Source organism: Quyinboa ferrireducens, assembly GCF_042436675.1.
GTDB lineage: Bacteria > Bacteroidota > Bacteroidia > Bacteroidales > UBA5342 > JBHJHP01.
Map to the genome: position 1 here is coordinate 171,411 of NZ_JBHMVA010000003.1, position 15,640 is coordinate 187,050.

Sequence of the window (15,640 nt, forward strand, 5' to 3'; positions counted from 1 at the left end):
CATAACCATTCAGCTAAATGAATTATCATTGCTAAGTTGTGCAATCAATAAATAATTCGTTATGCGACTTACATCTATCATTCTTGCAGTATTCTTAATTATAAGCATCAATTTGTCCGGAAAAACAGATGGAACAACCGGTATTCCTTTGGGAGGTATTGGTACGGGAGCCATTAAATTTAGGGCAAGTAACGGAACATTCTCTTATAACTTTACATCACCAACCAGAAACGGTAATTACAAGACGCTGAACGGAGCAAAGTTTAAAATCTTTACGGAAAGAGGAACATCCATAGAAACAGATGATTTGTTATCAGCTGTTATTACCGATGGCCGGGCCGATGATGACGCCATATTTCCACTTCATAGGGTGAATTTCGGTAAAACCAATAATGTATCTGTAAACATGACCCTTTACATGGCTTACGATCAGTATTCGGTTGACAACATGTGCCACCCGGCTATGATGTGTGAAATGACATTAGAAAACCTTGAAGCATCAGAGGTCACCGTATCTCCTGCATTTCAGCTGGCTACAGCATCAAATCCTCTGGGCATTACTAATTCCGGCTTTATTGCTTCGGGAGTCAGTCCGGAACTTTGCCTATTAGCTTCTACGCCCGATCATTCCGGTGTTATTAGTTACGGAAATGATGCGAACTATGCTACAACCGGAGTATATAACAATACCATCTCCGGATCGACCAACAGTGTCGCAGCAAAAGTGACACTGGCTGCCAATGAAACAAAAACCATCCGATTTGTAATTGCATGGTACCGAGCAGATGATACTTCCCACTATTACTACACAAATCTCTGGAACAGTGCGAAAGAGGTAGCTGTTTCCGCGCTTGATAAATTCGATACCTTCAAAGCGAATTCTGAAGAGTTGGTAAACCGTATGCGTGCATCCAACCTGCCGGAATGGCTGATCGATCAAACGCTGAATTCAACTGCAACACTTGTTAACAATAGTGTATATTTCAAAGATGGCCGTTACTGTCATACCGAAGGGCAATGGGAACCTGAAGGAACCATGGATCAGATGTGGCATGCCCGCCAGATCTTTACCATGATTAATCCGGAACTGGCCTGGAAGGAGTTGGAATGGTGGGCACGAACACAACATGTAACAAGCTACGCGGGTCAGATTCATCACGATTTTGGAACCTATTTCAATTATGTAGGCTGGGATGATACCGAACATGAAGATTATAGAGACATTGATAAGTGGGTGGATTTAAACTGTGGTTTTATTTTATCTGTTTATGAAACGTTTAATGCCACTGCAGAACAGGAAAAGCTGGATTACTTCTGGCCTTATGTAAAAAAAGCAGGGCAGCGAATTCTGGATCAGGTTAAATTGTATGGAAGTTCTCAGTATCCTTATACATTTGCAAGTTCAGAGAGCACATATGATGCGGGAGGAAACTCACAGGCCTACAACACAGGTTTATCTATTGTTGCATACAAGATGATGACTGAACTGGCAACCATAAAAGGTGAGACTGAACTGGTAACAACCTACAGCACAGCATTGGAATCTGCAGTTACTGGTTTTGAGGCCCGTTGGTTGGACAAGAGTTATCCCCTGGGCAATTATTGTGAAAGTGCCATGGTAAACTTATGGATAGCCAATTACTCAAAGATTAATCCATTTTGGGATAAATCAAAGCTGGACAACTTATTCATAAACATGCTGGTTTACTATGATCCTGTAAATAAAGGGATGGGGTTGCCGGGTGGTTCTTATTCAGAATGGCAGCCTTACCTTGTTGCCCATTTAGGAGGCTATGCCCTGCAGACCAACCGTTCAGATGTTTGGCTGGCTCTTCAAAAAGACATGTACGAACGCAACTACCTGAACAGAAATCTGGTATTTAATCACGAATTAGGCGTTCCACCCAAAGTGACTACACCTACCTACATCGCAACATCCACAGACGGTTCTGATGAGTATATCAGTACACCTGTTCTCTGGCGTAACTTTTATAATCTGGCAGGTTATCACTACAATCAGTACACAGGAGAGTTATGGCTTGAACCTAAGCTATTTGAGGGAGTCAGCGAATTGGATAGCATTCCGCTCATTACCCCTGAAGGATATGTAACAATAAGCTATAAGGCATCAGGAGATTCAGGCCAGAACCAAACCATAACGTTTACGCCTGATAACGCCGTGCAGGTGAACGCAATTTATGTTTCTGATAAATATACAGGAGGAGACAATTCAGTATCCATGGTTCAGGTTAACGGTAGTGATGTAGCTTACGAACGTACAGGTAAAGGAGATCTCAGTCACATTAAAATATCGTATTCAGGAACAATTCCTTCTTCAGGAATAAATGTACAGGTAGAAGGAGACGCCCGGATAACAAGCGGCGATGCACCTTCAACTCCAACCGGTTTTAATGCGGCCTCATCCAGTGCCAGTCAGGTCGATTTAACATGGAATGCAACATCAGAAGAGCTGCTCGGTTATATCGTTGATAAAAAAGTAGACGGAAATTTCCAGACGCTCGCCATTTTAGGACCTGATGTCACCTCATACAGCGAAATAGGATTACAGGAAGCAACCGAATATACCTATCGCCTTCGAAGTTACAATGTTTTCGGTATCTCCAACCCAACAGATGAAGTTGTAGCTGCAACACAGTCCGTAGAGGAAGGTGTTATTGTTCAGGCATACAATTTTGGTGATACATATACGGCAGTTGATGGAACAGAATATTTATCCATGCCTTCACAATATGTTTCAGGGGGAAGATCGTATTCAACATCTTCAACCAATATTGCAGGAACTGAAGACGATGAGCTGTATAAAACGGAACAATTTGGAACATTCAGTATCAATATTCCTTTGGAGAATGGAAAATACAACGTCATCCTTAAAATGGCGGAGATCTATCATAACTCACCCAATAGCAGGTTATTTAATGTCAATGTTGAAGGAAAAAGAGTCATTGAGAACCTTGATATTTTCGCGCAGGTAGGCAAAGATGTGGCCTATGATGTTATCATTCCGGTTGAGATGACAGATGGAACACTGAATATCAACCTTATTACTGTAACGGATAATGCCAAAATTAATGCGTTAGCCATTGAAAAGCTTATCACCAGCAGTTTAAATGGCTCAACGACAGATCGGAATAACGGCTTTGCCCTGAATCAGAACTATCCAAATCCTGCAAGTACAACCACTACAATTAATTACAGTTTAAACCATCCGGGACAGGTTAATCTGGTTTTGCTGGATGTAAACGGACGGGAAATCAATCATGTTGTAAATCAACAGCAAAACCAGGGATCTTATAAAGAGGTTATGAATGTTTCTGCTCTTAACAGTGGCGTTTATTATTATCGTTTAGGTGTTGATGGTCAATTTAATACCAAAAGAATGATAATTATAAAGTAAACTACGGCAATTAAATTATTTTTAAAAAATACTATCTGAAATAAACTATCGCTTATGCATAAGAATCTGCATGCCATCCTTTTAATTTTAATACTCGGAGCAATCAGCAGTGTCATGCCTGCTCAGGAGAAGGAAGTTGATTTTTCCTACCTTGATTACAACCGGTCTTTCGAGGAACGGGTGGCAATTCTGGTGAATCAAATGACTCTGGAAGAAAAAGTCAGTCAGCTTATGAATGATTCCAAAGCCATACCGAGGCTGCATATTCCAAAATACAACTGGTGGAATGAATGCCTGCATGGTGTTGCACGTAACGGGTTTGCAACAGTATTTCCCCAATCCATTACGGTTGCTGCGTCATTCAATAAAGATTTAATGCACGACATCGGCACTGTGATCTCTGATGAGGCCCGCGCCAAATACCACGAATTTGTCAGGATCAACAAGCGCGAGATTTATACCGGGCTCGATTTCTGGTCGCCTAACATTAATATATTCCGTGATCCGCGCTGGGGACGCGGCCATGAGACCTATGGTGAAGATCCTTATCTCACAGGTGAACTGGCCACCCAGTTTATCACTGGCCTTCAGGGCGATGATCCGAAGTATTTCAAAACCATAGCAACATCCAAACATTTTGCTGTTCACTCCGGTCCAGAAGCTTTACGTCATCAGTTTGATGTAGATGTGAGCGACCGTGATTTATATGAAACATATCTTCCGGCATTCAGAAAAACCGTAGAAGATGCAAAGGTCTACTCCATAATGGGAGCCTATAACCGCTTCAGGGGCGAATCGTGCAGTGGCAGCAACTTCCTTCTAAATAAGCTGCTTAGGGATACCTGGGGTTTTGAAGGTTATGTAGTGTCTGACTGTGGTGCAATCCGGGATATTGAAACCGGTCATCATTTGGCTGATACTAAAGCTGAAGCTGCTGCAATTGGCATAAAAGGTGGTTGCGACCTGAACTGTGGCAGTTATTATAAAAACCTAACAGAAGCTGTAAAAGAAGACCTTGTTACCGAAAATGATATTGACCGTGCGCTCGAAAGGGTTTTAATGGCCAGATTCAGAATGGGTATGTTTGATCCGGATTCCATTGTACCATATACAGATATTCCGGTTGATATTGTATGCTGCTCGGCAAATAACAGTCTGGCCAGAAAAGCAGCACAGGAGAGCATTGTGCTTCTGAAAAATCAAAATAACCTCCTGCCCCTTGATAAAGAAAAACTTAAAACAATTGCCGTTATAGGACCCAATGCAGATAACTGGGAATCGCTGGTGGGAAACTATCATGGTACTCCGCTTCATCCGGTGACGTTTCTTAGCGGAATTAAAAACAAGGTTGAACCGATCGCAACGGTTCAGTATGCCGAAGGATCAAACCTGGATTATGAGACCCTTAATCTTAAACCGGTTCCATCCGTATATTTACAAACGGAAGACGGTAAGCAGGGACTCACTGCCAGATACTATAGCAATACGGACTGGGAAGGTGAACCTGTTTTGGAACGAACCGATGAGAATATTGAATTCTGGTGGGAACATAAACCGATTTCCAAAAATCTGATCGATGATTTCTCTGTTCGGTGGACAGGATATCTGGTTCCGCCTGAAAGTGGAAAATATGAAATGGGGCTCTTTTCAAAAAGAGGCATGACCATAAAAATAAACGGCGAAGAAATAACCAATGGTAAAGGGTCTGCTCATCATGCCAAATATGCCACAGGCACAATGCAGCTTGAAAAAGGAAAGCGATATCCGGTTGACATTACATTCTTTAGTGATAAATCGAATGCACATGCACAGTTTTTATGGGCCATGCCTGAAAAAGATCTGATTGACGAAGCTGTTGCCGTGGCAGAAAAGGCAGACATTACGGTTCTTGTTCTTGGTTTATCGCAACGTCTTGAAGGTGAAGGAGGAGACAGAAAGGATATTGAGCTTCCTGCGGTTCAGGAAAAGCTAATGAAAGCTGTTAAAGCTACCGGTAAACCGGTGATCCTGGTTCTGAACGCCGGAAGCGCCCTGGCAATTAACTGGGCCAAAGATAATGTTGAAGCGATAATCAATGTAGGTTATCCGGGAGAAGAAGGAGGGAATGCCCTGGCCGATGTTCTTTTTGGTGATTACAATCCTTCAGGCCGGTTGCCAATCACATATTATACGTCGCTGGAAGAACTGCCGCCGTTTGAAGATTACGACATGAAGGAGAGAACATACCGGTATTATACGGGTAACCCACTCTATCCGTTTGGTTATGGCTTAAGTTATACCAAGTTTTCATACACAGATCTGAAAGTTCAGAAATCAGTAAAAGCAGGCGAGAATGTTATGGTCTCTGTTACCGTTACAAACACAGGGGAAAGATCCGGTGACGAGGTTGTACAACTGTACCTGAAAGATGAAAAAGCTTCCACACCCCGCCCACTCCACCAGCTTGAAGGTTTTGAACGCATTCATCTCAATCCAGGGGAGAGTGAAGTGGTAAGTTTTAAGCTTGAACCAAGGCAACTGTCCATGATCAACAATAAATCTGAACGGGTTATTGAAGCAGGTTCATTTACTGTTTATGTGGGAGGAGAACAGCCGGGATTCAGCAGTGATCTGCATGCAGCCACCACGGAAGTCATTAGTACAGCATTCCGGGTCAAAGGCAAAGCTAAATTAGCTGAATTATAGAAACATACGATTTTTCTGACCGATTATTGTTCTTTTGTGGTTTCAAACAAAAAAATGATAACCTGAAAGTCTTTATCTAAGATGCTTCTAAATTATTTTGCAACGGTTGTCCGATGGCTTATATTTTTAACTTTACACTAAAAGAGTCAGGATTTGATAAAACTGAGGTATATATTGTTCTTTCTTTGTATTGTTATATCGGCTTCATCTCAGGAATTAATCAGGAGTGGTACTGAATACAAATATTATAAAGGATCACAAAGCCCTGGATCGGCAAATGAATGGACCCAATTAAATTTTAACGATCAATCCTGGACTGAAGGTTTGTCGCCGTTTTGGTATGGTGATGGATCCAATGGCACCGTTCTGGACGATATGCAGAATAATTACTCATCTTTCTACCTCCGGACTAAAATTGAAATTGACTCCTTAACCAATGTTGAAGATGTTTCTTTATTTCTCAATTATGACGATGGATTTAATCTGTTCATAAACGGCCATCTTACAATTAGTGAAAATGCGCCACAAAATCCGGTTTATAATTCATTCGCTACAGCATTACATGAATCCGGTAATTTTGAAAATTATATTATGTCTCCGAATGAGTCCTTTTTAAAGGCAGGAGAAAATATTATCGCAGTTCAGGTTTTTAATTACAATTTAACCAGCAGCGATATACACTTCGATTTATCCTTAAAGCTTAGAGTGAAAGAACCTGAAATTCCAAGAACCCAGAAAGTGGAATTCAGTCATGCAGCAGGTTTTTACGACACACCATTTGATGCGACCATTACTACAAAGACTTTAGGTGATCGTATCCGGTATACACTGGATTGCTCTGACCCGCAAACTTCGCCAACAGCCATAGAAACCACCAGTCCTGTTACGGTTAAGATTGATCCGGATGCCACAGGCAACCGTCCCCGGACACCTGGTGTTATTCTCAGGGCCTGTGCAATCAGCGATTCACTGGCTCCCTCGTGGTCAGGAACCGTTTCCTATATTTTCCCGGATAAAGTAAAAACACAAAACTATCCGGGTGGTCAATGGCCTTCACAGTCAGTAAACAGTCAGATTTTTGACTACGCTATGGATCCTGATGTTGTCAACAGTTCAGTCTATAAAAATCAGATTGAACTCGCACTGACCGATATTCCATCCATGTCGTTGGTGACGTCTACCGATAATCTGGTTAATGCATCTTACGGAATATATGTGAACGCCGGAATCCGCGGTCCTGACTGGGAACGGGCAGGTTCTCTGGAACTGTTTAATACACCTAACGAAGAAGAGGGATTTCAGGTCAATACAGGAATTCGAATCCGTGGTGGATGGAGCCGGCATCCCGATAATCCCAAACATGCATTCCGTCTGTTTTTCAGAAGCGAGTATGGCAATCCGAAACTGGAATATCCTTTATTCGGTGTTGAAGGAACTGATTCTTATGACAAAATAGATCTCAGAACGTCTCAGAATTATTCATGGAGTTATAAAGGAGATAAATTCTGTACCATGAACCGGGATGTTTTCTCCCGTGATCTTCAACGCGAAATGAACCAACCTTATACCAGAAGCCGTTATTATCATCTTTATCTGAACGGCATGTACTGGGGACTTTATCAAACACAGGAAAGAGCAGAAGCCCGTTTTGCGGAATCCTATTTTGGGGGAGATAAAGACGATTATGACGTTGTAAAAGTAAATACTCAGAATTATTCATCGCGGACGATTGAAGCAACCGACGGTAATCTGGAAAAATGGGATGAGGTTTACAATTTGTTTCGTCAGGGATTCAAAAATGATGCAAACTATTATAAACTTCAGGGACGTGATTCCGGTGGAAAAATAGACACCTCTATGGAGGTTTTGGTCGACATTGATAATCTCATCGACTACATGCTGGTTATTTTTTATACCGGGAATTTTGACAGCCCCTATTCAAAGTTTGGTAATTTCATTAATAATTTTTATAACATCCGAAACAGAACCTACAAGCGAAACGGGTTTCAGTTTCTTATTCACGATGCCGAACATTCCATTCTGGCCTACCCGGCTTCACCGGGAATCGGCCCCACAGAAGACAGGGTAAACATAACCATAAATGTTCCGGATATCAATTCGTTTCAGGCACAGTCCTTGCATAACAAACTATCTGAAAACGAATTGTACCGACATAGATTTGCAGACAGGGCTTACACTTTTTTATACAACAACGGTGTGTTGACTCCGGAACGATGTAAAGCACTGTTTTTATCCAGAGCCGATGATATTCAGTATGCCATTATCGGAGAATCTGCCCGCTGGGGAGATTCAAAGTCCTCGGTTGCCTTAACCAAAGCAGACTGGCAGGGAGATGTTCAGGACATCGTTGACAGGTTTCTGGAAGTGAGAACAGATATCTTAATTAGTCAGTTAAAAACAGCAGATTTACTGCCCGAAACGGAAGCTCCCGAATTATATATGAGTGTACAGAATCAGGCAATGCAAAAGGTAAATGGTCTTAGCTTATCCATTGTTGATACTGTTCTGATAATGCTAAAAAATACAAATGGAACAGGATCAATCGTATTGACAACAAATGGTGAAGATCCAATTTCTGTAAATGGAACATTAAATCCAAATGCCATATCAACATCCGAAGATACTTATACATTAAAAGTGTCTGAAACTACCGAAATCAAATCCCGTATTCTGAATTCAGATGAAACCAGCCCATTGCGAACCGTTCACGTTTTGGACACAAAACAACCGGATGATCTACGTCTAACAGAGATCCATTATAATCCGGATGATCTGGCTGGTAAATCAGGTAAAAACTATGAATTCATTGAACTTAAAAACATTGGTGATCAAGCCATAAATATTTCTGATTTAGTAGTATCGGGCGGAATAAACTTTACCTTTAATGCTCCTCAGATATTACAAGCAGGGCAATTTGCAGTACTGGTTTCTAACCCGTATCTGTTTGAATACGCCTATCAGAAAACAGCTACAGGATGGTTTAGCGGCAATTTATCGAACGGAGGCGAACAGGTAATTCTGGCCACAGATTATAATCACATTTTAGGATATGTATCCTACGGTATTGATTCGCCCTGGCCAAATATCGTTGATCTTGCCGGTTATTCGCTGGTTCCGTCAAACCCAAATCCCGAAACAATTAACACAAACGGAGAAAACTGGATCAAATCTTCTGTTTGGGGCGGGACGCCTTTTGCTGATAATTCTTCACCAGACGGACTAGAGTTTACCGCATCCAATACACACACAAATATTACAATATATCCAAATCCAACATCGGATTTCATTGTCATAAAAAGCAATAAAGCCATACATAATGCCAGGCTTTCACTTCATGATTTAAATGGGAAACGCATTTTTGAAAAAGCAAACGTCGATTTTTCCGTTGGAAACAACTTTATACTATCGCTATCAGCACTGAATATCAGCAACGGCATATATCTGATCAACATCTCATCCGGCTCTGTTACAGAAAAGCAACGGGTTATTTACATTCAATAGCATAATTTGCATCTTTGGAAATTACACTTAGAAAGCCTGATGTATTTTTAGTTTTTAAAGCTGAACTTAAGATCCTTTCTAAAAATACTAAAATCAAAAAAGGTCCTCCCGTAACGAGAGGACCTGTATTTATATTAATTATAGTTTTGACTTAACCTATTTGGCGACCTGAACTTTTTTCACCTGACCACCAACTTTTACAATATAAATTCCTGACTGACTTGGAATAGTTGCGACAGACTCAACAAACTGTCTTGTCATCAACTTACCTTCAATAGAATAAATATTAACATCTGACGGAGAATCAACAGCTACTTTAATGTAACCTGCACCCGTTGTTATAACAGAAGATGAAACCTGTGTTTTTGATATGGCTGTAACAGTACCATGAACTGTGAAATAATCAAGGTTAAAATTAAGGTTATCACCTGTATTTAAAGTTATACCGATTAATCTCACCTTAACCATTGCTTTATTATCAGCATCCGTTAAAACAGGATCTGCATATACCCATGTATTCCAGTGTGCTTCAGAATAGAACGCACCGCCATCAACCCAGGTTGTCCCGTTATCTACAGAATAAACCAGCTCCAGATAATCAGAAACATCGCTTTGTCCTCCGGAAAAAGAAAATTCTAAGCTGATATCTTTAAAACCTGTGGTTGGAAACTGGAATTCAAAATACTGATTATGCTGTGCAGGATCTGTAAAATCACTAACCGTATTGGCATCTGTCCAGTTAATACGGCATACCTGATTTTCTCCGGTTAAAGAAGTAAAAATAGTATCCCCTTTTGATGTTAAGTTGGAAGAACCCGTTGCAGGATAGTTATCAGGATAAACCATAGCATCTTTGAAACCCGGTCTCCATGAAATAGGTAACATTACAGGTATGAACGTTTCAACATCTCCACTTGAATTAGCTACATATTCGTTATCGAATGTCCACGATGGTAATGCATAGGTTTCTGTCATTGTCTCAAATACTGCTTTTATGTCAAGATCTCCTGTTATCGTATACGTAAATGGGTTTTCAGTAGAAAGGGAATTACCACTACCATCTTCCCAGTGGTTAAACGTATAACCAGCTAATCTTTGCGCGTAAAAAAGAACCTGACTACCTTGTGAAACACTGCTACCTGTAAAATCCTTTATGACCAATCCGCTATTTTCAGGGCTCACACCAGTTGTAACAGTATAATTCGGCACATCACCTGTAAATTTAAAGTAGTCAACATCATATAGCCAATCAGTTCCTGCATTTGTATTTTTGAAATACAGATAAAAATCGTGTTTACCGGTATAGCTTTCAGAAAAAGTTGAGGAGGTATACAACTTTATATCACTATCAATAGTAGCTGTAGCTATAACAGTTCCTACAGTCGGATCAGGATCATCGAGTATAAATAAAAGCTCACCACCAGCGTTATAGCTTACAATGTTAACTTCAATCGCTGTTTCATTTCCGTCAAATTCAATTTGACTTTCTCCGGTAAAACCTATATATAAACCATCATATATATACCCTACTTTACCGGTAAGAGCCCTGGGATTGTCTCCGTCGCTTTTTACCGTAAAATCTTCCGCTTGTACCACCTGACTGGTTGTAGCATTAATTGATAGTAAGCCTGCAAATAAAAAGCTTAATGATAGTAAAAATTGTTTTCTCATAGTAAATTATTTTTAAATTAGTAATTAATATAATTGATATATAGTTAGCTATAAACTAAAAACTTAAGTCATAAATTATTTCGGTGCTTTGTAAAATTTCTTTCCGTTTACAATGTAAAATCCCTCCTCCGGCATCTGTTTCAAAGGTCGTCCCATTAAATCATATATTTTCCCGGATTCCATATCATTTTCAAGTTTCACCAGTTCTATGCCTGTACTGGTAACCACCACTGTGCTTGCTTCTCCCAGACCACCCATCTCATTTGCAGACTGTATCGTATATGTACCGTTTTCCGTTAGCATATAACTGTTCTCTGCGGTGCAGGCGAAATAAACGCCATCTTTAAATAATACGATGCAAAGTGCATCATTGTCGTTGGTCCAGCTTATCCTGCTTCCTGACACACTGACTTCTGGCGCCAACGTCTGCTGTGTAAAATCTGAAGGCATCCAACCATCATCCCTTCCAAGCACATTATATAAAGTAAATTCCGATGCTTCATCATCTGTCAGGATTGGGGTGTAAGTGTTGGTGCTGGTTGGAGAATTTCCCCTTCCTGATAAATCAAGCAGATTACCGGAATAATCCATGCTCTTATATTCATAAAAATGGGTAATCAAACCACTCATTCCTTCCCAGCCTGTACCATCAGGCTGTTTATTCATTTTAGTGTATAAATAGTAGGCACGTGGTTCATGCTGCCATGGCCTTCCCAATACAAAACTGCCACCGTCAATCGTACAATGTGAGAATACGTAGCCCCATTTCAGACTCTCGTCTGTTGCCGGAGCTGTCACCTTACTACCGCTTGCCGCACGGTTATACATCAGACAATGATCAAAAAACACATCACCACCACCACAGATATAGTCAGTTGAACCATAAATATCACAACTGTACCAATATGCACGATCGCCGGAAACGTAAGTGTCCTGAAAACTAAATATTTTTATGTTTTTAAAGATATTTTGTGATCCACGGTCATAAAGGGCTACCTGTTGCCCCTGTCCTGCTTCACCCCTGTTATTCTTTATGGTAATATCCTGCATGTAGGTGTGTCTGGCACCGTTAAGCTGAATGGTTGCTGTTGTAGATATACCATACGAATCCGGTGTATTGGTAATGATTGAATTGTCCTTACTTTGCCCTGTAATTGAAACCCTGCTTCGGCTTAGATTTGTCATGTGATCACCGGCATTACCGGTCAACTCATAACTACCATCCGGAACGAAGATATAATAACGATCGGTTCCCGAAGCTCTGTTTGCTGCAGTAATAGCCTCATCAATTGTACCGTCTACACCTACAACAAAATCAAATGTTTTTTTCGTAACTACAGGCTTTTCGCCAACCGAGAATGTAAGCGTTATGTCGCTTTCATTTTTGTTACCTGACATGTCTTCGATACTGTTTGCTTTAAGCACAAATGTATTGTTGCTGCTATATTCCAGCCCGTGGTAATAGTGCTTAATGAATACGTTATCTTCAGATCTTAATTTGGCATCAATGCCGTTTAACGTTGCTGATGCTGTCTCGCTTATCTTTACTGCTTCGTTAAACCGGAGCGAAATATAACCGTTAATCCCGGAAAGGACTTCCCCGTTTTCAATATTCTGATCAACCAAAACCGGGGCGTTAACATCGGCTTCTTCCTTGTAGCTGAATACAACATAGAACCTGCAGTAGACCTTATCAATTGAAATATTCACAGGCGTACCCGTTACATGATCCGTAATGGAAAACTTCACTTCGTCCAGCTGATTAGCGCTGGCAGCTTCATCAAAAGTGCCTGATGTAAGCGGGGTTATTGTTGCACCTTCACTTGATAATCCAAAAGTAGCTGCACCATATCCAATTAAGGATACCGAAGCCACATTGAAATTGGTTGGAATGGAAAGTGATACCAAACTGTTATTGGCATAAAATCCATAAAGTGTTGATCCACCTGTTGGTCTCCAGGTTCCATTCCCAAATCTCGTAGAGGTATCTGCGGGTGTGAGTGTATAAATGTAATCTGTCCAGGATTGTACCAGAGAAGATGATGCTACATTTGCCCAATATCCGTCATTTTCTGTTGTTCCCCTGATTTGTTTTTTCATCAGGTCATTTATGGTTATGGTAACCTTATAATCTGCAAAGTCAGTAGCCCCATGCGATATTCTCGCCGTCACCTCCACCACGTCACCAATTGTAAAATCAGATTTACTGATAATTCCATCCGTACTCATGGCGATATCAGCGTCGTTACAGGTTGCAGTATAGCTTACCTCTGCAGTTGTTGCCGAGGGCGTTACAGTAACATTCAGATCCTGATCGTAATAAGCATCTGTAGAAAACACATCATTATCCGGAATTACGGTAAAGCCATCTACTGTCATATCCTTAAGGGATACATCAGCAACAAAAGGTGCAATTTTTATAGTAAATACATTATAGACGTATCCGGAATTCACAAAACCCTTCATCTTAAAATTATAAACCACTCCGGCTTCCATATAAAATAACCAGTCATAATTTTGGGTTGAAGTCCAGCTTCCCGTATTTGCAATATCCAGTGTATCTGCATTTACAAAATCTCCGTTTGAGTTTATTATCCCTAATGCACCTCGTACATTATTACTGGATGTGGCAATAGCAGATGTAAATACAAAGTAGCCTGATACCGAAGACTGCACATCAAACGTGATGTAACAACCATCGTGTGCAAAGTCAATCAGCTGACTACCCTTAGCCACGCATTCATACCATTCCTTTACATTATCAACCAGTACATTGCCGCCGTCAGCATTTACGGCAACAACATCAGCAGCCAACACAGAACTGATACCCGTTAAAGAAAAAAGAAGGATTAGCGCAGATATTGAAATCTTATGTAAATACTTTTTCATGAGATAATTTTTCAGGTTAGTTTAAAATAAATTTACCAGTCTTGAAATTACCGGAAGACTCTATCCGTACCAGGTAGATTCCGGGGGTGTAGCCTTTAAGTGGTAAACTTTCCTGATGACTTATATCCAAATTACCAGAATAAATCATTCTTCCACTGCTTGAATAAATGCGTACTTGAGCATCCACACTGTTCTGCGATTCAAGGTAGAGTGTTTTGCTGTGCTGATCTACATAATACTTAACCTGATCTTTTGAAGCAGATACCTCATCAATAGCAGTTGCATGGTACTGGTCGCTGATATATTGTTGTGGTCCTGCCTGTGAAGTTACAATCTCCTTCACCTGGTCGGTTGGATCAAGAGTATAGCTGTAGTAGGAATCCAGATCATACGGATAAACAGATGCATTCCCATTCTGATCGCCTGAACAATTTATCAACAGATTCCCATCTTCATACATAATCCCCGGGCTGCTGATCGTCAGAGGGTCATTTACATTTTCGAACACACTGTTTTGTACAATGATCCGTCCGGTTCCACGTGCCTGATTGCCATAAGAAAATACCCTGCTCAGGTAATTATTGTACAAATGGCCTATTCCCATATCAAAGCTTGGGTTTCTTTGATTGGTCGAGTCGATCCAGTTATGATGAATCGTGAGGTGAAAATCAGGATTATCAACTCCATCTGTGATCCAACCAATACCAAAAGCCTTGTTATGATGAGTTAGCTTATTATACGAAATCGTAGCATAATCTGTACTGTGGCGCAGGTCTATTAAACCGTCTCCACAGTTTGTAAAAAAGCAATGATCAATCCACATGTGGTGGCTGTTATCCGCCTGAATGGCATCATTATCGTTGGTTTTTCCATCCCAGTCCCCCTCAACATAGGAATCCCTGATGATCAAATTACGGATTATAATGTTTTGCTTGTTAATGATGTGCAGTTCCATATTCTTTAAAGTGGCATTAGTGCCATAACCTATAATGGTTTTATTGGAGTTCACATCAATTTCCTGCCAGGATGTTGATTCAAGAACACCTTTAACAAGAATAATATATGGCCTTGAAGATCTCGCGTAGGTATTGAATTTTGCATAGGTATCTGCAATCACCACTTCACCGCCTTCACCTCCGGTAGTTGTCTCCAATCCTAACCCACTTACTGCTGCAAATCCATCCGGTTTATCCTGTGCAAAAATATTTTGTAAGCTAAACAGAGTAATTATCAAAAAGTAATAATGTAAAAATTGTTTCATAAATATTGTATTAGTTATGTTTTATTATTGAATTAAATATTCAGTTGTATTGTCCCCCATATTCCATCGCGGTCACGTCACTTTTATTAAAAGGTGAAATTAGGCATATGATATGGTTATATATGGGAATTCTTTCCCAAATAGTGGTAGTTTCATATCAGTAACTTGTCGTAGCGGATGAAGTCCCCGTTCGTACA

6 protein-coding genes are annotated in these 15,640 nt (G+C 40.5%); 3 read left to right on the plus strand and 3 right to left on the minus strand.

Translation table 11 applies throughout. From position 1 onward, the window contains the following. The first annotated feature begins 61 nt into the window (after positions 1–61). The 3 genes from ACE01N_RS06855 (at position 62) to ACE01N_RS06865 (ending at position 9,622) form a co-directional block, all read left to right on the plus strand. Positions 62–3,415, plus strand: coding sequence for a malectin domain-containing carbohydrate-binding protein (locus tag ACE01N_RS06855; RefSeq protein ID WP_380586166.1), 3,354 nt, complete (start codon positions 62–64; stop codon positions 3,413–3,415). A gap of 54 nt (positions 3,416–3,469) precedes the next feature. Further along, complete coding sequence (locus ACE01N_RS06860) at positions 3,470–6,100, plus strand: glycoside hydrolase family 3 C-terminal domain-containing protein (protein ID WP_380586169.1); 2,631 nt, start codon at positions 3,470–3,472, stop codon at positions 6,098–6,100. A 153-nt stretch (positions 6,101–6,253) separates the two neighbouring features. Continuing rightward, positions 6,254–9,622, plus strand: a complete 3,369-nt coding sequence (locus ACE01N_RS06865) for a CotH kinase family protein (protein ID WP_380586172.1) — start codon at positions 6,254–6,256, stop codon at positions 9,620–9,622. A gap of 156 nt (positions 9,623–9,778) precedes the next feature. Here the strand turns inward: ACE01N_RS06865 and ACE01N_RS06870 are convergent, their stop codons facing one another. From ACE01N_RS06870 to ACE01N_RS06880, 3 genes are all read right to left on the minus strand, one after another. Continuing rightward, the gene (locus ACE01N_RS06870; protein WP_380586175.1) at positions 9,779–11,293 is read right to left on the minus strand and encodes an InlB B-repeat-containing protein; all 1,515 of its coding nucleotides are present in this window, start codon (positions 11,291–11,293) and stop codon (positions 9,779–9,781) included. A gap of 75 nt (positions 11,294–11,368) precedes the next feature. Further along, positions 11,369–14,182: a pectinesterase family protein gene (locus tag ACE01N_RS06875; protein WP_380586179.1), complete on the minus strand. Its 2,814-nt coding sequence runs from the start codon at positions 14,180–14,182 to the stop codon at positions 11,369–11,371. A gap of 16 nt (positions 14,183–14,198) precedes the next feature. Further along, positions 14,199–15,443, minus strand: coding sequence for a pectate lyase family protein (locus tag ACE01N_RS06880; RefSeq protein ID WP_380586182.1), 1,245 nt, complete (start codon positions 15,441–15,443; stop codon positions 14,199–14,201). Positions 15,444–15,640 lie beyond the last annotated feature (197 nt).